Origin of the sequence: Microcystis sp. M_QC_C_20170808_M3Col (genome assembly GCF_007095505.1) — a bacterium.
In the GTDB taxonomy this organism is placed as follows: domain Bacteria; phylum Cyanobacteriota; class Cyanobacteriia; order Cyanobacteriales; family Microcystaceae; genus Microcystis.
Genome location: NZ_SFBY01000276.1, coordinates 1 through 18,392, shown reverse-complemented (window position 1 = coordinate 18,392; position 18,392 = coordinate 1). Strand labels below are relative to the sequence as shown.

19 protein-coding genes are annotated in these 18,392 nt (G+C 42.5%); 10 read left to right on the top strand and 9 right to left on the bottom strand.

What is annotated here, in order from left to right; all coding sequences use genetic code 11:
• From EWV84_RS12545 to EWV84_RS12535, 3 genes are all read right to left on the bottom strand, one after another.
• Nucleotides 1-689, bottom strand: a 689-nt coding sequence (locus tag EWV84_RS12545) for an RNA-guided endonuclease InsQ/TnpB family protein (RefSeq protein ID WP_287078244.1), incomplete at its 3' end; no start/stop codon positions are given.
• A gap of 127 nt (nt 690-816) precedes the next feature.
• A complete protein-coding gene (locus EWV84_RS12540; protein ID WP_286826774.1) occupies nt 817-1,071 on the bottom strand; it encodes a SemiSWEET transporter in 255 nt (84 codons plus the stop codon).
• Nucleotides 1,072-1,197: 126 nt separating this feature from the next.
• Complete coding sequence (locus tag EWV84_RS12535) at nt 1,198-1,698, bottom strand: L,D-transpeptidase (protein ID WP_287078243.1); 501 nt, start codon at nt 1,696-1,698, stop codon at nt 1,198-1,200.
• 165 nt (nt 1,699-1,863) lie between these two features.
• Here EWV84_RS12535 and EWV84_RS12530 point away from each other — a divergent pair, with 165 nt between their 5' ends.
• From EWV84_RS12530 to EWV84_RS12515, 4 genes are all read left to right on the top strand, one after another.
• The gene (locus tag EWV84_RS12530) at nt 1,864-2,739 is read left to right on the top strand and encodes an ABC transporter ATP-binding protein (protein ID WP_286826334.1); all 876 of its coding nucleotides are present in this window, start codon (nt 1,864-1,866) and stop codon (nt 2,737-2,739) included.
• A 370-nt stretch (nt 2,740-3,109) separates the two neighbouring features.
• Nucleotides 3,110-3,913 carry an ABC transporter permease gene (locus EWV84_RS12525; RefSeq protein ID WP_287078245.1) on the top strand — a complete coding sequence of 268 codons (804 nt, stop codon included), beginning with the start codon at nt 3,110-3,112 and terminating at the stop codon, nt 3,911-3,913.
• A complete protein-coding gene (locus tag EWV84_RS12520; RefSeq protein WP_286826333.1) occupies nt 3,914-4,669 on the top strand; it encodes an ABC transporter ATP-binding protein in 756 nt (251 codons plus the stop codon).
• A gap of 707 nt (nt 4,670-5,376) precedes the next feature.
• Nucleotides 5,377-5,808, top strand: a complete 432-nt coding sequence (locus EWV84_RS12515) for a DUF4278 domain-containing protein (protein WP_287078242.1) — start codon at nt 5,377-5,379, stop codon at nt 5,806-5,808.
• A gap of 102 nt (nt 5,809-5,910) precedes the next feature.
• Here the strand turns inward: EWV84_RS12515 and EWV84_RS12510 are convergent, their stop codons facing one another.
• The 5 genes from EWV84_RS12510 to EWV84_RS12490 form a co-directional block, all read right to left on the bottom strand.
• Nucleotides 5,911-7,404 (bottom strand): thymidylate synthase, encoded by a 1,494-nt coding sequence (locus EWV84_RS12510; RefSeq protein ID WP_287078241.1) that lies wholly within the window; start codon nt 7,402-7,404, stop codon nt 5,911-5,913.
• Nucleotides 7,405-7,408: 4 nt separating this feature from the next.
• A complete protein-coding gene (tmk, locus tag EWV84_RS12505) occupies nt 7,409-8,032 on the bottom strand; it encodes a dTMP kinase (RefSeq protein WP_286825190.1) in 624 nt (207 codons plus the stop codon).
• A gap of 25 nt (nt 8,033-8,057) precedes the next feature.
• Nucleotides 8,058-9,443, bottom strand: coding sequence for a dihydrolipoyl dehydrogenase family protein (locus tag EWV84_RS12500; RefSeq protein ID WP_287078240.1), 1,386 nt, complete (start codon nt 9,441-9,443; stop codon nt 8,058-8,060).
• Between the two features lie 207 nt (nt 9,444-9,650).
• Nucleotides 9,651-10,286: a bifunctional phosphoribosyl-AMP cyclohydrolase/phosphoribosyl-ATP diphosphatase HisIE gene (gene hisIE / locus EWV84_RS12495; protein WP_103111441.1), complete on the bottom strand. Its 636-nt coding sequence runs from the start codon at nt 10,284-10,286 to the stop codon at nt 9,651-9,653.
• A gap of 259 nt (nt 10,287-10,545) precedes the next feature.
• Entirely contained in the window at nt 10,546-11,283 is a 738-nt protein-coding gene (locus EWV84_RS12490; RefSeq protein ID WP_287078239.1) for a PEP-CTERM sorting domain-containing protein, read from the bottom strand.
• Nucleotides 11,284-12,132: 849 nt separating this feature from the next.
• Here EWV84_RS12490 and EWV84_RS12485 point away from each other — a divergent pair.
• The 6 genes from EWV84_RS12485 to EWV84_RS12460 all read left to right on the top strand — a co-directional run bounded on the left by EWV84_RS12485 (nt 12,133) and on the right by EWV84_RS12460 (nt 16,941).
• A complete protein-coding gene (locus EWV84_RS12485; protein ID WP_287078238.1) occupies nt 12,133-12,744 on the top strand; it encodes an IS607 family transposase in 612 nt (203 codons plus the stop codon).
• Between the two features lie 137 nt (nt 12,745-12,881).
• The gene (locus EWV84_RS12480) at nt 12,882-13,898 is read left to right on the top strand and encodes a thiamine phosphate synthase (protein ID WP_287078237.1); all 1,017 of its coding nucleotides are present in this window, start codon (nt 12,882-12,884) and stop codon (nt 13,896-13,898) included.
• Between the two features lie 272 nt (nt 13,899-14,170).
• Nucleotides 14,171-14,380 (top strand): sulfur carrier protein ThiS, encoded by a 210-nt coding sequence (gene thiS / locus EWV84_RS12475; protein ID WP_002751314.1) that lies wholly within the window; start codon nt 14,171-14,173, stop codon nt 14,378-14,380.
• Nucleotides 14,381-14,413: 33 nt separating this feature from the next.
• Nucleotides 14,414-15,550 carry an anhydro-N-acetylmuramic acid kinase gene (locus EWV84_RS12470; protein WP_416361042.1) on the top strand — a complete coding sequence of 379 codons (1,137 nt, stop codon included), beginning with the start codon at nt 14,414-14,416 and terminating at the stop codon, nt 15,548-15,550.
• Nucleotides 15,547-16,317, top strand: coding sequence for a peroxiredoxin-like family protein (locus tag EWV84_RS12465; RefSeq protein ID WP_287078236.1), 771 nt, complete (start codon nt 15,547-15,549; stop codon nt 16,315-16,317). The genes EWV84_RS12470 and EWV84_RS12465 overlap by 4 nt, the downstream gene beginning before the upstream one ends.
• A gap of 312 nt (nt 16,318-16,629) precedes the next feature.
• Nucleotides 16,630-16,941, top strand: coding sequence for a ferredoxin (locus EWV84_RS12460; protein ID WP_287078235.1), 312 nt, complete (start codon nt 16,630-16,632; stop codon nt 16,939-16,941).
• Nucleotides 16,942-17,177: 236 nt separating this feature from the next.
• Here the strand turns inward: EWV84_RS12460 and hemC are convergent, their stop codons facing one another.
• On the bottom strand, nt 17,178-18,137 hold the full coding sequence (gene hemC, locus EWV84_RS12455; RefSeq protein ID WP_024968936.1) for a hydroxymethylbilane synthase: 960 nt from the start codon (nt 18,135-18,137) through the stop codon (nt 17,178-17,180).
• Nucleotides 18,138-18,392: the final 255 nt, after the last annotated feature.

Here is an 18,392-nt window from a genome sequence, read left to right as displayed (position 1 = left end):
TTACGGTATTTCTTTGACTTTTTCCTGTTTAATCGGTTTAATTGTTTTTCAGCTTTTCGATAGTAGTTCGGACAATCAATTTGATGGCCTTCGCTATCTACTAAGAAAAACTTTAATCCCACATCAATCCCAGTTGATTTCTGGGAAGGCGTTAAAGGTTTAACCGTGTCTCTGGGGTCTAATTTAATGCAGAACTGCACATAATAACCATCGGCACGATTAAGGATTCTTACCCGTTTAATCTGTTCTGGTTGATAATAATTAATATCTCTAGAGCCAATCAGTTTAAGAGTGCCAATACCTTTTTTATCTGTAAAGGTAATATGACGTTTATCTTTTGATAGCTTCCATCCAGATACTTTATACTCAACGGAACGGGAATGTTTTTTAAACTTAGGGTAGCCTTTCTTTCCTTTAACTTTATTTTGGCAATTATCGTAAAACCGAGTAATTGCTCGCAAGGTTCTTTCTACGGCAGCTTGGCAAGCATGGGAGTTTAAATCATCAACAAATTTCAACTCTTTCCTTAATGCTGTGTTGTACCGAAATAACTCGGTTTTGCCAACACCCGGATTATCCATCCAATAACGCAGGACTTTATTCCGAACAAATTGGGTTGTTCGTATTGCCTCATTAATGGCTTCTATCTGATTAGGTTTTGGCTTAACTTTGTATTCTAGTACAAACATTTTGACAATGCTAGACCTACTATCAATATCTTAACACAAAATTCTTTAAGTTGACACGGCCCCCTGCCAACCGCCTGCTGCCTTCGTTGACGTGAGCCAATAGAGCCGCAAGAGATTGCCAGTTATTTTAATCATATTTAATCTTAAAATAGAGAATTGTCCCCGCTAAGATAAAGGTAACAAAATTAGCGATAATAATCGGTTTACTGCTCACATAAATCCCGTAGATTAGCCAAAGAAAAACCCCCAGACAAAAGCAAATAAACATAGTTAGGGACAAGTCCTTAGCCGAACGATAACGCCAAGTTTTAATCACTTGGGGTAAAAAGGAGACAGTGGTTAATATTCCCGCCACGATCCCGATTAGTTCAATAATATTCACCGCTTATCCTCTTAGCTTAGTTTCTTTCATTTTAAACTGTTGACTATCTAAATTACGCCTGAAGACGGCGCTCTCGACATCATGGGGGTAAAGTGTTGGTAAATGTGACATTTTGTCCCATTGTTTCTATTGAGCGATTACTATCACTGAAGTGCCGATTTGTACCCTTTCAAATAAAGCCTTTATATCTCGATCGCGCATCCTGACGCAACCGTGGGAGACGGCCCGGCCGATGAGATTTTCTTGCGGTGTGCCGTGAAAACCGATAAAATTCGCACCATCGGTCCAAAATCCGATCCAACGCGCCCCTAAAGGGTTGTTTTTTCCCGATGGCACCAGTTGCCCAGTGAAAGGATGTTCCCAGACCGGTTCCCGCACCATCTGAATCACCCTAAATTGTCCCGTTGGGGTTTCCCAACCCGGACGACCGATCGCCACTGGGTAAGAAGCGATTATTTTCTGTCCTTGGTAAACAAAAACCCGTCTTTTTTTTAAATTCAGCAGCAAACGGGTTTCCGTTCGGGTTGCCGTGGTTGCGGTACGGGAATTGCCCAGACTAATCGGGGGATGGAGGAAAAATTCCCCTATTCCTAGACATAAACAGAGAATCGGCAGCAAAACTCCCATCTGATACCAGCAAAGTCAAAATTTTTTATCCGTATTCTAATCTGATTGTGACGATATAAAACCACAGTCGATATGACCACTGCGAGATGCTCCCGATCAAATCGGAGTCGAGTTAGGCTAATTCGGCTACACTAATCCATAGCTGGAATATTAACTTTTGTAACTATGACCGCCGCTATTGCTCTCGATCGCGTTTCTAAAATCTATAACAATCTCCCAGTAGTTAACGAGCTTTCCTTTACCATCGAAAAAGGGGAAATCTTTGGTTTACTCGGTCCCAACGGTGCGGGAAAATCGACGACAATCCGCATGATTATCACCCTCACCGAAGCAAGTCAAGGAGAAATCGCAGTGGCGGGGTATGATGTGAAAAAATACCGCGATCAGGTGAAAAGAAATATCGGGGTAGTCTTGCAACAGATTAGCGTTGATGGGGAATTAACCGTCTGGGAAAATCTGGAATTTCACGGCCGGATGCACCATATCCCCAATCCCCAGAGACAGGAATTAATCGATCGCTATTTAGATTATGTCAGTTTAAGCGATCGAAAATCTGCCCTTGCCAAAACTCTTTCCGGAGGAATGAAACGACGTTTACAGATTGCTCGCGCTCTTCTTCACGAACCAAAAATCCTCTTTCTCGATGAACCGACTGTCGGTTTAGACCCCCAAAATCGTCGTCGTTTGTGGGAAGTAATTCGCGATTTAAACCAGCAAGGAATGACAATTTTATTAACCACTCACTACATGGAAGAAGTGGAATTTCTCTGTCAGGATAACGCCACGGGAAAACCGGGCAGAATTGGTATTATGGATGCGGGCAAATTAATCGAATTAGGAACTCTAACGGATTTTCGCACTAAGTATGGCGAGGGTTTAGTTATCAAACAAGTTGGCGATAAAATCGATTATAAATTCTTCCCCACCGTGGCTGATGCCAATGCCTATCTTGACAGTTTGAGCGATAAAACTGGCGTAATGTGTCGCCCTTCCAACCTCGAAGATATCTTTGTGGAACTGACGGGACATAAATTAGATTAAATTCTTGGTTTGGCTGTTAGGAAGTTGTTCAGTTATCGGTTTTTGACTCCGGTTTTTCTGAGATTAGCTGTGTTTAAATCGGCATTTCTTGGCTTTTATCTGATGTCTATTTTATTGTCAAACCTGCTAGAGTCTAGGTCAATTAGCTGAGGCTGTCCCTAAAAACCGAGTTTAACCCTAAAAAAAGAGGCTTTTAGCGGGTTTTAAGCTTTTTGAGCCAGATAAATGGCCTAGGAAGGGAACTTTTTCCCGAGAGGGAGAGTCGTCGGGAACTGGATAAAAACTAGAGTCCCCTCTCGATCGATAGACAAAATTGACGGTAATCGTTTAGAATAAAGCACTGAATACTGACGAGATGACAATTATCCCTATGACCGATCTCCAGACAAAAACTAGATGGTCAACAGCGCGGCGATATTACGAGTTGCTTAGTGTTTTAGTGGAACGTAATCTCAAGGGACGCTATCGGGGTTCTTTTCTGGGGGTTTACTGGTCCTTGTTAAATCCCCTGATTATGACTGCACTATACACGGCAATTTTCGGCACGGTTTTCGCCTCTTATTTTGATAATTCTATAGTTAACTATGTCCTAGCGGCTTTCACCGGTTTAGTAGTAATAAATTTCTTTAATGCTTCCACTAACCAAGCTTTACCTAGTATCGTTGGTAATGGCAGTATTCTAAATAAAATTCGTCTGCCGGTTAGCATCTTTCCCGTTTCGATGGTAGTGGCAAATATTTTTCAATTTGCTATTAGTATCTTTCCCCTTTTGGCTATAGTAACTCTTTGGAAATCTCAAAGTTTAATTAATGTAATTGCTCTGATTTTTCCCGTGATCGGTCTTTCTATGGTTTGCACGGGAGTGGGTTTTTTTGTCAGTACCCTCTACGTTTTCTTCAGAGACTTACCCTATTTTTACGAAATTGTTTGTTTTGTCGCTTGGATTAGCAGCCCGATTTTCTATCCCCCGGAAATTATTCCTCCCTCCGTACAACCATTCCTCCTATTAAACCCATTATTGCCGGTAATCGAAAGTATTCGCCAATTGTCCCTTTCCCCCGGATTACCGGATTTTGGTTTGATTTTTCAATCTCTACTCGGTGGGATCATCATCTTAGGAATTGGTTGGACTTGCTTCCGACTCTGGCGACATTTATTTATGGATTTATTATAAATGACAGAAGTAATTCGACTCGATCAAGTGTCTCTCGAAAGACGTACTCAAGAAGAATTCTCCTACGATCTAAAAAGGACAATCTTCTCTATTCTTGAAGGTAAATATCGTCAACCTGCCAAAAAATTAGTTCTAGATGATATAGATTTAGTCATTAATTCCGGAGCGAAATTAGGTATCATTGGAGCTAATGGCGCAGGAAAATCTACTCTCTTAAAAGTTATTTGTGGTATTCTGGAACCGACAAAGGGACAGGTAAGAGTCAGGGGACAAATTGCCTCTCTAATTGAATTAGGAGCGGGTTTTGATCCAGATTTACCGGTAAAAGATAATATTATTCTCTATGGGGTAATGCTGGGATTTTCTCGTCAGGAAATGAAGGAAAAAACCAAAGATATCCTTGACTTTGCTGAGTTAGAAGAATATATGGGAGCGCCGGTGAAATCTCTTTCTTCCGGGATGGTGGCTCGTTTAGGATTTGCGATCGCCACGGAGGTTCACCCCGATATTCTTATTCTTGATGAAGTCCTTTCCGTCGGGGATGAAAGTTTTAAAAATAAGTGTAAACGACGTTTAAAAAAATTCTGGAATTCTAACGCCACTATTTTAGTAGTTTCCCACGATTTGACTTTAATTCAAGAGTCCTGTAACCAAGCAATTTGGCTGAATAAAGGCCAGTTGCAATGTCAGGGTACACCAGAAGATGTAATCAAGTTTTATTTGGATTCTGTACATCAAAATGAAGTTAATTTTTAATTAAGTAGGTAATCTCAATTAATTGTTAGATAGTAATAATGTATCTACGTTTCATACCAAATCCGTTTTTAATAGTGTGATTAACCCTCAAGTTATCAATTGTTTCTCCCTGCTCCCTGCTCCCCACACCCCACTCTCCTATACCTTTTAAACAGGATTTAGTATTACTTAGGGTCTGCTGAAAATTCAGGGAAAAAGTCCCTGAATTTTCCCCCCAATCACTCCAAGGGGCGGCACTTTTTGAGGTCAAAAAAGTCTAAAAACCTTGTTGGATAAGGTTTTTAGATTTATTCAGCAAACCCTACTTAGTCGAAAACGCTGTAACCAAATAAAAAACCTCGGTGTCCAGCCGAGGTAGCGCTAAGTTATGTAGGAGAACTCAAGCAAATCTGTCAATGGGGCAAACCCAAACCCCGAAAACTTTTTTAAGCTAGTCAGCCCAGTTTTTCACCGTTGTCTCGGACTAAAGGAATCATCAGCTGTCTGATACTCTCCGAGACAATCTGAACCGGCTTGGTGTCTTGGCTGTTTTGCTTTAACTTTTAGCTCATGTAAATAAATGTAACAGCATTTTTACGAATTGTAAAGAAGAATTGACAAGATAAAACTTATATGTAACATAAGCTAAGTTAATATTTTTCGCCGATCGAAGCTAGGGAGGTAATAATAGAGAGATCGGTTCACTAGCGTGACAAGGTGTACCCAGAATGTCCTATTCGTTTTTATTACCACTATTCACCGCTGCCTTGGCTGCCTATTTCTGGCAGAAGTCCAGCGATGAGATCGCTTATCTCGCCAGTGCCGCCACGGTAATTAGTTTAGTGTTGAGTCTGGTTTTAGCTCCTTGGCAGATTCAGCTATTAATTCTCTTGACAGTTGTGATTGTCGTCACCTTTTTATGGCAAGGACGAGAAGAGCAGAAGAATCTCCCCGTCCCCACTCCAGAAACCGCCGGCGAGAAAAAGTATCGTGGCGCCACCTATATCGAGCCAACAGTCACCGAGGCTCCTGTCAAGGAGCGAGGGGGTAAATATCGCGGTGCGGAGGTTAAAATCACCAATAATCCCACGGTGGCTAACCCAATTCGCTCCTCATCTCTCAAATACCGCGGCGCCGGTTCGACAAACAAGGACAAGTAATCAGTTATCAGTTATCAGTTATCAGTTATCAGTTATCAGTTATCAGTTATCAATTATCAGTTCACTGTTTACTGTTCATTGTTCATTGAAACTTCCCACTTCCTACTGGTCTTGCATATATGGTTGATTATTTTTGAGGCAATTGTATGCCTTTTGTAACTCGATTCCCAGATAACCGATATGTTCGGGAATAATTGCGGGATTAGTTGTTGCAAGCTCGCGGATTAATTTGAGGGGATTTTTGCCTTGATAACAGGCAACAATTTCCCCACTGCCGGGAGTAGTTTGTTGGACAATAATTTGTTCTGATTCTAGAGAAATCAAAAAGTTACCGCTAGGGTCAAAAAAATCACGCTGATTAACAATTTTATCGTACTGGGTGGCGATTAATCGTTCGACATTCTCCCAAGTATCATCGTATATATGGGCCGATTGACTAATAGTAATCAATGGACCTAAGGTTAAATTATACTGGGAGCGTTGATTGATTTCTTGGCAAATATGTTGCTGTAAAGCGCGCAATCCCATGGCATTTGCCGGCCAAGCGGCAAACATATCATTACTTCTAAATATTGCGGTGAGAGATAATTCATTTTCCACCACTCGCACCCAAATATGATTTAAACAGGGACTACCTCCCTTTTCGTGGTCTTTCACATCCCAGAGGGACATAACTGCACTGGCAGCGTCAATTTCTGAGATTAATTTATTAATAACCTGTGTAATTTGATCCCGTCCAAACCAAGAGCGCAATCTTTGACCGTAGGTGTATTTAACTCCTTGGTGTATAGGGGAATCATCGAGAATTTGTCCGATATATTCGGTAAGAAAAGCTCTATCTATAGGCAAATAATTAGGTTCAGGAAAATAAAAGTCTCGGGGTTCATCGGTGACAATTGCCATTAGGTCGATTAATTCTTGCCATTTACCATCATATCCTGTCGGTCTAATTGTGCCGGTGGTTTTAATCTTTTGGAGAATTTTTACCCAAGTTTCGGCAATAGTTTTTCCTTCAATGCGATGACCGTATCTTGTCCCGGGTAGGAGAGAAGGAAGATTTTCTGAGATAGGAAAAGTTAATGGTTCTCCCCAAGTTGTTAAGGGGGATTGTTTTGCATAACTTTGGACAGTTTCAATCGCTTCTGGGATAGATTTAACTGGTTGATATTGAATTGATTGACGCAATTTTTCGAGAATTTCTCTGTCAATTTCTTTGTCAATGTATCCCCTGATAAGAGAATTAATTACCCAACATTCTCTACCTGTGTCACTTTTTCCTAACTGGAATCCTTGACTAAAAAAATCTAGCAAACATTGACAGCTACCGGAGTTCTTATCTTCCTTAGTCGCGCTGAGAATAACTAAGTATCTAACGTGGGGATTTGCTATTAAGTTTCTCAGCAGGGGACTAATTCCTCTGGTGGGACTATAAAGATTACCAATTACCGCATATTGGTCGGGATTTAAATGTTTAGCAAGGGACTGTTTTACTGTCCATCCGGTGATAATTGCTGTTTGTCCGTGACCGCAGATTAATTGATTGGGTTTATAGTGGGGTTGGTAGGTGAATTTAGGGGTGGTTTCTGTACTAAGCATGGGTTTAAATTAATTGTTCAAGATAATTAATAATATTTCGGTGAAGCTGTTCTATTGTATCACTGCCATCCAGTTGTAAAAAATTATCTTCATATTCTTTAAATATCTCGACAAACATCTGACGAACTTTCATTAATTTTTCTTGTTTTTCGTACACTTCTGTGATGGCTCTGTTTTTAATTCTTGCTAGAGAAATATCAGGAATAACATCGATATAAATGACTAAATCTGGATTGGGAAAATGTTGATTTAACTGCTGAACAAAAGCCAATTCTTCGGGATTATTGCAATTGTAGGCCAAAGAAGAAAAATAATAACGAGTAGTGATCACATGGGTTTGTTCTTGGTGAATAAGTTTAAAAACGCCATCGTGATCATTATATAAGTGATCATGGCGATCAGCTGCAAATAGATAGGCCATTTGTTGGTCAAATTTATTTTGATCTTTGATAGAAATAAGATTAGTTTGCATTATTTCTCGAATCAAACGACCGATGACTCCCTCGGAAGGTTCTGGACTTAAAACTGCTTTTTCCCCGCGCTTTAAAAAATATTCTTGTAAGAGTTTTGCTTGGGTACTTGTTCCAGAACCATCAATACCTTCAAAGACAATAAATTTCGGTTTCATAATTTAATCTTCTTTCTCGCTCTAATTATCTGAATAATTCTTTTAGCCAAGTTAACCAAGATTTTTTATGGGGGATTAATTGCGTCATTTCTCCGATAATCTCTCCCATACTTCCCCAAGCATAAATATTTTTATTGAGGGATTGTATAGTTAAATTTTCTTGTAAAGCTAAACTGATGATACTAATCATTTCTGCTGCTTGATTACCGACTATTTGCGCTCCCAGTATTTTACCATCTTGTCGGTAGATTAATTGACAAAATCCCGTGGTTTCCCCCCAGATTTGCTGTGGGACTATATTTTTGATGGGATAGTTGATCATCTTTACCTCCTCACCATAGCTGTCCTCGGCTGCTTTTCTAGTTAAACCCACCCAAGCAATAGCAGGATCGAAAGCAATAAATGAGGGAATTTGCTCCGGATTAAAGTTAAATTTTTCTCCCGTGAGCAGATGCTTGACTAACCCAAAAGCGGCCCGGTGATTTAAAGTAGGATCTGGATAATTATTTCTGAGCAAATTTAGGGCATAAATGCGGGAATTATCAGTTTGTAATTGCCGATTAACCCTAATTAATCCTTGCTCTAGTTTAACTCCCACCCCGGACAAATTTAATCCCTGTTCATTGACTTGATAATTACCAGCAAAAATCATATCATCAACTTCGATAACACGATTGCCTAATTGTAACCATTTTTGACCCTCGATCGCTTTCACTTGACTAGGACAATAGCCGGATAAAATCTTAATTCCTTCCGCTTCTAAAATGGCAGTAACTAAATGGGAGATTTCCCGATCAATATCCGGCAGTAGATAATTATCCTCGATAATTAAGCTAATTTCTTTCCCTAAACGTCGGAGAATTTGTGCCAAACTCACAGCCATGCTGCTGTTGCCAATAATCGCTAAATGTTGTCCTAAATTGTCTAAATTTGGCTCTTGCCAAAGGGTCTGAGCAGTAAAATAATTAACCTCATCTAAGCCGAAAATTCTCGGTACTTGCGGATAAAAACCAGTAGCGATAAGATAGTGTTTAGCCAACAATTGCCGACCGTTAACCACGAATCCTAAACGCGGCAGCCGGACAAATTCCCCCCCACCCGGGATCACATCTATTCCTTCCGTGGCTAATCTCGCCAAAGAATGATGTTTATTAATACTTTTATCTACTTCCTCTAACCATTCCCGCAACCGTTGCCATTGGGGATAAATGGCTGTTTCTTGCCAATGATTCAGCAGTTTATAGAGATGGATAATTTGGCTGCACCCCTTGCTAAAAATGTCCTCAGATGCCTCTAAATTGCCGCTAGAAGGCTGTTGCACTAAAGCCACCCTTTTTTTGAGGTGAACAGCCAACAAAGCCGCTTCTATCCCAGCAGGATTGGCACCGATAATTACTAAGTCGTAAACCACAAGTATAAAGTAAAAAGTCAAAAGTCAAAAAAGGTGTTGGGGGTTTTGGGGTGTTAGGGTGTTAGGGTTTAAGGGTTTTAGTTGAAATGCCCCTACTTCCCCACTTCCCCCCGCAACGCAACGCGCACGAAGTGGTCTCCCAATTTCCCCATTCCCCCATTTCCCTATCCCCTATCCCCTATCCCCTATCCCCTATCCCCTAACTGATTACCGGCGCCGGTCTTGCAGTTTTTTATAGACATCTCGCAGGGGGACTTGATGATAGGCGAGAGCGACGAGGGTATGATAAAAAAGATCGGCCACTTCTGCGGCAATAGCATCGCCATCATTATCTTTGCAGGCCATGACCACTTCTGCCGATTCTTCGCCGATTTTCTTGAGAATTTTGTTATCTCCTCCGGCCAAGAGTTTACAGGTGTAGGATTCCGGATGAGGATCGTCTCTGCGATCGCAAATTACCTTAAACAATTCCGAGAGAGTATCGGCCGCTGGCGGTGATTTTTGCCAATTTACTTGGTGAAAACAGCTTCTTTCGCCGGTATGACAGGCGATATCACCGATTTGCTCAATAGTCAGCAAGATGGCATCACTATCGCAATCGTAGCGAATTTGACGCACTTTTTGGATATGGCCCGAGGTGGCTCCTTTGTGCCACAATTCTTGACGAGAACGACTCCAATACCATGCTTCCCCAGTGGTGAGGGTTTTTTCGAGGGATTCCCGATTCATCCAGGCCATCATTAACACTGTAGCATCAAGATAGTCTTGGGCGATCGCTGGTACTAAACCCTGGGGATTATAAGCGATTGCGTCGAGGGGAATAGCGGAGAGTAAAGAAGACATCAGTTTTTCGCGGTCAAGAATTATGGTGGGACAAATTACCCAAAGCTTAATTATATAGCCATGGGGGTTGGGGGTTGGGGTTTAGGGGTTAGGTATCCCCCATCCCCCATCCCCCATCCCCTATCCCCTATCCCCCATTCGTGTTAGAATCAACACTTAAAGAAAAAGCTAAAAGCTAGAAAACCAAACAGGGCATCTAACCTTTAGCTATTCTTGTTCAACGTCACAGTTATCAATGTGTGCAAGACATTGGTAACTGTTATTTTTGTTTCTTGAAGCGGGAAACCAATCCTAAACCACCCACTGCCAGAAGTCCGAGGACAGTACCCGGTTCGGGAACGTGATTGGTTGTTTGACTAAATTCCTGATCTAAGATAGAAAATGAGACTTCCTCGGGAATCGTCATGTTCACATGATCGAAACCCATCAGTTCTATATCTTTTCTCACTTTGAGTTGTTTATGTAACCCGATCAAGTCCACCCCGCAGGTCAATCCTGCTAATGTATGATTATCGACTTGACACTGACCTACCACTGTATCATCAGGCTTACGAACAGTCTCGATAATTTGTAAATCTCCGTCTCCGACCATTACCCCATCAACTGTCATGTGGATATCTTTAATCCATTTGTGGGGATCAAGAACTGTAACGGTGTACCCCAAGGCTATATCGTAGATAACCCCGGCCTGAGCGAAAAACAAACCGTCGAATTTAAGCCCTGGTCCATGACTGGTTGTTGCCGGACTGACCATAATAGCGGCCGGATCTACCGGCCCGCAGAAACTGGGTAAGCAGCCCCCTGCTGGTTGGGTAGGTATGAAAAAGAAATCGGTGAATAGTTTATCGTCAACGGTAAATGAAGCCCCTGGCACAAGAAGCTCTGCGAGTGTCGCAGCATGGGAAGGAGAAGCGGTGATACCGACAACAGTAGCAGTAGCGGCACCGAGAACCGCCACACCGGAAAGGATTTTGGTTAATTTGTTGGTTGTCATCATAACTGAATTATCCAGCGTTAATTGTGTGTACTATAGCCATCAAAAGAAGTTAAGCAAGTGTTAAGCTCGCTGATAACTTTTTGTGTGACCTGACATAATTATAGCGAAACTATTCAAAAAAAAACAGGTGTTTTAGAACAGGGTGAGCGCATCTCAAACGCTATTGACCATTGACCAATTTTGTCATCCGCTTGCTGTGTGGGCATTTCAAGTGATACCAGTCAATAAAAATAGTTAGGAATTCTTAACATTTGGTTGATTTTTGCTTAAAAATTGAGATGGCAAATTCTCCTCAAATATTCCTGAATCCTGCTCTGGGTAAGCAACTCACATAAAGTTCATTTTGTTAAAGATTGTTAAGATGCGCTTACCCTGTGGTTTAGAAAATTATTTATTTTTCGGCAATATTTATCTATTTTTTTCCAATTTATAGCAGTTTTTCTTGAACATAACTACCCAAAAATTGACAAATATACCCAAGCTTTTTGGTGAAAGTTGGACAGATAAACAGGCTCTACTTAAAAAAAAATCTCTCAATCCGTTACAAAACTTAATCAAGAGAGGTACAATATATAAAACTTAACAGTTTTGACTGTCAAAACTGTTAAGTTCGATAGCAATCAACTCCCTAACGAGTTGACATACCCCAAAACCCCCGGACAAACTCAGGTTTTAGAAAGACCAAAAATCCCGTTTAATATCTGCATCTAAAGAGGTATGACTAATTTTCCTAAATCATCTATAGTTACCAGCGTAGGGTAATGGCAGTATAAAAGTGGACAACTGACTCTCTAAAGTTGGACGATTCTCTCTCGATAAATTTCTTTAATTTAAAACCGAGTCATATACATGAATAACCTCATCACTATTCGAGAAGCCTCCGATTTACTCGGAGTTAGCATTAAAACCCTCCGGCGCTGGGAACAACAGGGTAAAATTGCCCCAATTCGTACCCGCGGCGGCCATCGCCGATTTCGACCGGAAGATCTCTTACAATCTGGTCAAGCAAACCCATTGATTATTGGCTATGCTCGTGTTAATCGACCTGAACAAAAACCCCAATTAGACACCCAGATAAAAGCGTTAGAAGACTTTTGTCATCAACAGGGTCAACCCTTTGAAATTCTCACCGATATCGGCAACGGAGTCAGCCACAATCGCCCTAATTTTATGCGTCTAGTGGAGATGATTTGTCACGGTGAGGTGAAATGTCTAGTTTTAACCCATGCGGAAACTGTTAGTCTCTTTTGTCATGATTTTATTTTGGGTTTGTGCCGTGTCTTCAAAATCCAAGTCATTCTCCTCAATCAACCCCAGAAATCCATTGCAGCTGAGGATTTATTGGACGATCTGCAATCCCTCATCACCATCTGTTACGATCATCTCTACCCACTACATAACCCGGCTCATCAGCAATTACTAGAATACCTAGGGGCGTTTAAGGATGTCCGTCTGGCTTAAAATCGTCCTTGGCGTGGGTTTCTCGTCCCTCCTTGTTGCCTGTCTGATGCCGCCTCTGCTATTCCCCGAACAACGGCCAAGAATAGTAATATTTTAGCTGACGGCTGACGGCTATGATAACTCTACATTGACGGCAAATGAAACTAGAAACTACGGCGATTAAACGTATTCTTGATGCTAACCTTGACCGCGCCAGAGAAGGACTGCGAATTATCGAAGAATGGTGTCGTTTTGGCTTAGATAATCCCGATTTAGCCCAAGAATGTAAAGAAATGCGCCATCAATTAGCTAGTTGGCACTCGATCGATCTTAAACGACATCGGGACACAGCCGGCGATATCGGCAGGGATTTAAGCCATCCTAGGGAAGAAATCCGCGAGACTGTCGAGGGACTGCTGCAGGCCAATCTCGCTCGCGTACAGGAGGCTTTCAGGGTTTTAGAAGAATACGGTAAACTCTATGATCTGGAACTAGGGATAGCCTGTAAACAGCTGCGCTATCGGGTTTATCAGCTAGAGAGTAAACTATTAATCTCTCCACCTCTGGAAAAACTGCAAGCATCTCCCCTCTATTTAGTCACTTCTCCTGCCGAAAATCTCCTAGAAATCGTCGAATTAGCCCTAAAAGGAGGTTTAAAATTGGTGCAGTACCGCCATAAAACCGCCGCTGATACCATTCGTTTAGAAGAGGCCGCTAAACTGTGTGAGTTATGCCACCGTTACGATGCTTTGTTTATTATGAACGATCGCGTCGATATTGCTCAGGCCATTCTTGCCGATGGTGTTCACCTCGGTCAACAGGATGTACCGATTTCCCTAGCACGGCAATTTCTCGGTCCGACGGCAATTATCGGCCGGTCCACCACTAATCCCCAAGAGATGGCCAAAGCAATCCAAGAAAAGGCCGATTATGTGGGAGTCGGTCCAGTTTATGCCACCCCCACGAAAGCGGGAAAAGCACCCGCAGGATTGGAATATGTCCGTTATGCGCGGGAAAATTGCCCTTTACCCTGGTTTGCGATCGGTGGTATTGATAGTAGTAACATTAAAGAGGTTTTAGAGGCAGGAGCGCAGCGGGTAGCTGTAGTCCGGGCCATCATGGAAGCGCAGCATCCCGAGGTGGTGACACAACAATTATTAAACCAATTAAAGTAGGGAACGGGGGAGTGGTGTGTAGGGTGTAGGGTGTAGGGTGTAGGGAAATGGGGAAATGGGGAAATGGGGAGATGGGGTGTAGAAAGAATAAATAAAAATAATCTCCTGAATACTGTCTCGGAGAATACTGTCTCGGAGAATACTGTCTCCTGTCTCGGAGAATACTGTCTCCTGTCTCGGAGAATACTGTCTCGGAGAATACTGTCTCGGAGAATACTGTCTCGGAGAATACTGTCTCCTCCGATTAACTTGATTCGTTCATATCCAAATCCATGTCAGAAATAACCTTGCAAATCAACGGCAAAACTCAAACCTGTTTACCCGCAACTAAACTACCGCAAATGCTAGAAAATTTGGGCATGAATCCTCGGTTAGTTGCCGTGGAATATAACGGGGAAATCCTCCATCGTCAGTATTGGGAAAACACCGAAATCAAGGAGGGGGATAAATTAGAAATTGTTACTATTGTCGGAGGGGGATAAAATAATCAACAATCGACACTTGAGGGAAAAAACTTGTTAGTTATCGGTTTAATGAGTGGCACATCGGTGGATGGCATCGATACCGCTTTAGTGGAGATTAGCGGTACTGTGGAATCTCCACAGGTGCAGTTATTAGCTGGAGAAACCTATCCCTATTCCCCCCGATTACGAGAGACAATTTTGCAAGTCTGTGGGGGAGAAAAGCTATCTATTGAAGCTTTAGCCAGCTTAGATGATGATATCGCCGCAGAATTCGCCCATGCCGCTTTAAATATCCAAAAAGAAGCCCCAAAAGCCCAATTAATCGGCAGTCACGGTCAAACCGTTTTTCATCGACCCCCCGAAAACGATCGCCTCGGTTACACAGTACAATTAGGACGGGGAGCAGCGATCGCAAAAATTACCCGTATTCCCACCATTAGTAATTTTCGCGCTGCCGATATCGCCCAAGCTGGTCACGGTGCGCCCCTAGTGCCGAAAATTGACGCTTATCTGCTCTCTCACCCCACTAAAACCCGCTGCGTCCAAAATATCGGTGGTATTGGCAATTTAACCTATCTACCCCCCCGACAAAAGGAAAATTGGCAGCAAAAAATTTTCGGTTGGGATACTGGCCCCGGCAATGTCCTCATCGATTTGGCCGTACAATTTTTGAGCCAAGGCCAACAAACCTACGACCATAACGGTCAATGGTCGGCTCAGGGTCAACCCTGCTCCGAATTAGTTCATAAATGGCTACAGGAGCCTTATTTTCAACAATATCCTCCTAAATCCACTGGCAGAGAGTTATTTAGCCCCGCCTATCTAGCCCAATTGCGCCAGGATGCCCAAGCTTATTCCCTCAGTGATGCCGACTGGTTGGCTAGTTTAACCGATTTAACCGCCATTTCGATCGCCCACAGCTATCAAACCTTTTTGCCAGAAATGCCCGCGGAAGTGCTGCTCTGCGGTGGTGGCGCTCGCAATGCCTACCTGCGCCAACGACTCCTAGCACATTTGGGGTCAAATGTCAAGCTTTTGACCACCGATCAGTTAGGATTAAATAGCGATTTTAAAGAAGCGATCGCTTTTGCCCTCTTGGCCTATTGGCGCTGGCACAATTTCCCCGGTAATTTACCGAAAGTCACGGGGGCAAAAGCAGCGGTTTTATTAGGAGAAATTTACCTATGAGCAGCAGCTATGAAATATTTTCAACAATTCAACGCCAAAGGGTCAGCGATGGGCAAATAGTGCCAATTTTAAGCGATTGTACTGGGTATAAACGTCTTTTAATTCTTGTTTGGCCGCAATTGGGAGATTTTGACAGTCTCGAATACGCTTGGTGGTTAGAAAAAGAGGCAGCCCTTTGGCAAAATGCCGGGATAACCATTCGGGCCATCGGTATCGGCGATCGCAATTCAGGTTTAAAATTCGCTGAATATACGAAATTTCGGCAAGATTGGCTTTTTGTTGACCCCAAAGCCGAATTACATAATTTATTGGGACTGTATCGCGGTTTATCGTTAAAATTACCCAGATTTTCCCCCGGGCAAAATGCTTGGTTAAATCTAATTTTCATGTGTGCGGGTGTGGGTAGTCCGGGGACTCTGGCCGAAGTGCTGCGGGGTTATCTTGGCGATCGCAAAGCCCCCCAATTAATTGCCGAGGAGGAAACAATTCAAGCGCGGCCTTTACCACCTTTCCGGGGTTCCCTATTCAATCTTGCTGGGGGTCAAGGTTTTCAGCGACCTTTTGAATTAGCCACCCTGAGACTCCGTAATATGGGTCAAGTTTTGGGCAATTGGCCAACCTATGTTCCTGATAGTAGTTATCTCACCCAACGGGGAGGGACTTTTTTATTTGATAATCAAGGAAATTTACTCTATGAGCATCGCGATCGAGGTATCTTGGGATTTGCTGAGAATATGAGTTATCCTCTCGCTTTTTTGCAGGATTAAGCTTTTTTCTTCTCCATCTCGCCCACTCCCAACTCTTGACTTTTAGCTTTTCTAGCTGATGGCTAAAAAACTTTAATGTTGTCCGACCACTTATTACCTAAAGATTGATGAAATTATTTGACGATTCATCCACAACTATCGGGAGTTATTTACTCAAGAGATAAGTAAATATTATTTTAAGTTTATTTAAGGCTGTCATTACTAATGGTAAGTTGAGCCGGGTAAATTTTCCCGTAGTATCAAAAAGGAAACTCATTCGACCCGTTCAGTTTAAACGGCGAGAGAAGGGATTTTGAGATTGAGCAACAACCTATGGCAAAGAAAATAAAGACAACCACTTATAAAGTCACCCTGAAAACACCCGATGGCGACCATACAATTGATGTTCCCGATAATGAATATATTCTCGAGGCAGCAGAAGAAAAAAAATTAGATTTACCCTTTTCTTGCCGTGCTGGTGCTTGCTCTGCTTGCGCTGGTAAAATCGAATCCGGTAGCGTTGATCAATCCGAGCAATCCTTCTTAGATGACGATCAAATTGAAGCGGGTTATGTCCTCACCTGTGTCGCCTATCCTACTTCTGACTGTGTGATCGTCACCCACCAAGAAGAAGCTTTGTACTAATTTAGGTCAATATTTGGGAGTTAGACAGTCCAACAATACAACGATAATAGAGCGGGAACTGCAAGAGCGACAGTTCTCGCTCTATTTGTATTTTTGGCTCTTGACTCGACAGTGATAGTCTGATAGTTTCATGTCCTCATATTACATTGCTTGACTATATCTGACCATATTTGTATTGAACCTTCTAATACCGCTCACTTAAAACTCAAATCTGATAACTGATAACCGATCACTGATTATCGTCCCACTTCAGCGAAAATCTCGGCTAAAATCTCTCCAGCACCAGCATCGCGCAGTTTATGGGCTAAATCTCGTCCTAAAGCTTCCCCATGGCTAGGATCACCGCTAACCGAGTCCTTAATCAGGCGCTTACCGTCGAGACTAGCCACCATACCCGTTAAAGTTAGGATACCATCCTCGATCGCCGTATTCACTCCGATGGGAACTTGACAGCCCCCCTCCAACTCCCGTAAAAAAGCGCGTTCAGCATAGCATTTATCGCGGCTAGGGGCGTGTTCCAACACTTTTAGGACTTCCAAGACCTCCGGATCAGCATCGCGGCATTCTATCCCTAAAGCCCCCTGTCCCACCGCATGGAGAGAAATTTCCGCCGGAATAACCTGATGAACTCGATCGCCTAATCCTAACCTTTCTAACCCGGCTACTGCCAGAATAATCCCATCGTATTCTCCCGCGTCCAGTTTGGCCAGACGGGTGTTGACATTGCCGCGCACATCTTTAAAAGTCAGATGGGGATAATGGTGACGCAACTGGGCCAATCGACGCAGAGAAGAAGTCCCAATTACTGAACCTTCTGGTAAATTATCTAATTGATAGTCTTGATTTTGGCTATTTACCACCAAAGCATCGGCCGGATTAACTCTTTCGGTGACGCAACCCAAGATTAAGCCTTCGGGTAAATTAGTGGGCAGATCCTTGAGAGAATGGACGGCAAGATCGATCGATCTATCCAACATTCCCACTTCTAATTCTTTGGTAAATAAACCCTTATCACCGATTTTCGCCAAGGCCACATCGAGAATTTTATCGCCTTGGGTACTCATCGTCTCCACCTCAAACTGTCGATGGGGGTGGTGTTTACTCAATTCTGCCTGTACCCAGTAGGTTTGTACTAGGGCTAACTGACTTTTACGGGAACCGATACGCAGGGAACGAGGAGGACTAGAAACGGACATATCTGAAGTAGGAATTTAACTAAACATCTATCTGACTGCTCGATCTAGACTATCCTGATCTCACCCCTGTTGAGTAATCACTTTCTGGGTTGGGGGTAAATAGTTACATCTCTTAATATTTTTGGGGGAGTGGGGGATGGGCTCTTCTGGTTTTCGTGTGTTAATTTTTGTTATGAATTAAAGCAAGCAAACAGCTTAAGTCGAAGATGTTCAAAATTGGTAAATCCATAACTTATTCTTTTAATAAGCTTTATT

What these genes read in the sequence shown, in the direction of transcription:
- EWV84_RS12485 (WP_287078238.1), top strand. Translation starts at nt 12,133, where the DNA reads ATGAATAACCTCATCACTATTCGAGAAGCCTCCGATTTACTCGGAGTT.
- EWV84_RS12520 (WP_286826333.1), top strand. Translation starts at nt 3,914, where the DNA reads ATGACAGAAGTAATTCGACTCGATCAAGTGTCTCTCGAAAGACGTACT.
- EWV84_RS12510 (WP_287078241.1), bottom strand. Translation starts at nt 7,404, where the DNA reads ATGCTTAGTACAGAAACCACCCCTAAATTCACCTACCAACCCCACTAT.
- hemC (WP_024968936.1), bottom strand. Translation starts at nt 18,137, where the DNA reads ATGTCCGTTTCTAGTCCTCCTCGTTCCCTGCGTATCGGTTCCCGTAAA.
- EWV84_RS12460 (WP_287078235.1), top strand. Translation starts at nt 16,630, where the DNA reads ATGGCAAAGAAAATAAAGACAACCACTTATAAAGTCACCCTGAAAACA.
- EWV84_RS12465 (WP_287078236.1), top strand. Translation starts at nt 15,547, where the DNA reads ATGAGCAGCAGCTATGAAATATTTTCAACAATTCAACGCCAAAGGGTC.
- EWV84_RS12480 (WP_287078237.1), top strand. Translation starts at nt 12,882, where the DNA reads ATGAAACTAGAAACTACGGCGATTAAACGTATTCTTGATGCTAACCTT.
- EWV84_RS12530 (WP_286826334.1), top strand. Translation starts at nt 1,864, where the DNA reads ATGACCGCCGCTATTGCTCTCGATCGCGTTTCTAAAATCTATAACAAT.
- thiS (WP_002751314.1), top strand. Translation starts at nt 14,171, where the DNA reads ATGTCAGAAATAACCTTGCAAATCAACGGCAAAACTCAAACCTGTTTA.
- tmk (WP_286825190.1), bottom strand. Translation starts at nt 8,032, where the DNA reads ATGAAACCGAAATTTATTGTCTTTGAAGGTATTGATGGTTCTGGAACA.
- EWV84_RS12525 (WP_287078245.1), top strand. Translation starts at nt 3,110, where the DNA reads ATGACCGATCTCCAGACAAAAACTAGATGGTCAACAGCGCGGCGATAT.
- EWV84_RS12490 (WP_287078239.1), bottom strand. Translation starts at nt 11,283, where the DNA reads ATGATGACAACCAACAAATTAACCAAAATCCTTTCCGGTGTGGCGGTT.
- EWV84_RS12515 (WP_287078242.1), top strand. Translation starts at nt 5,377, where the DNA reads ATGTCCTATTCGTTTTTATTACCACTATTCACCGCTGCCTTGGCTGCC.
- hisIE (WP_103111441.1), bottom strand. Translation starts at nt 10,286, where the DNA reads ATGTCTTCTTTACTCTCCGCTATTCCCCTCGACGCAATCGCTTATAAT.
- EWV84_RS12535 (WP_287078243.1), bottom strand. Translation starts at nt 1,698, where the DNA reads ATGGGAGTTTTGCTGCCGATTCTCTGTTTATGTCTAGGAATAGGGGAA.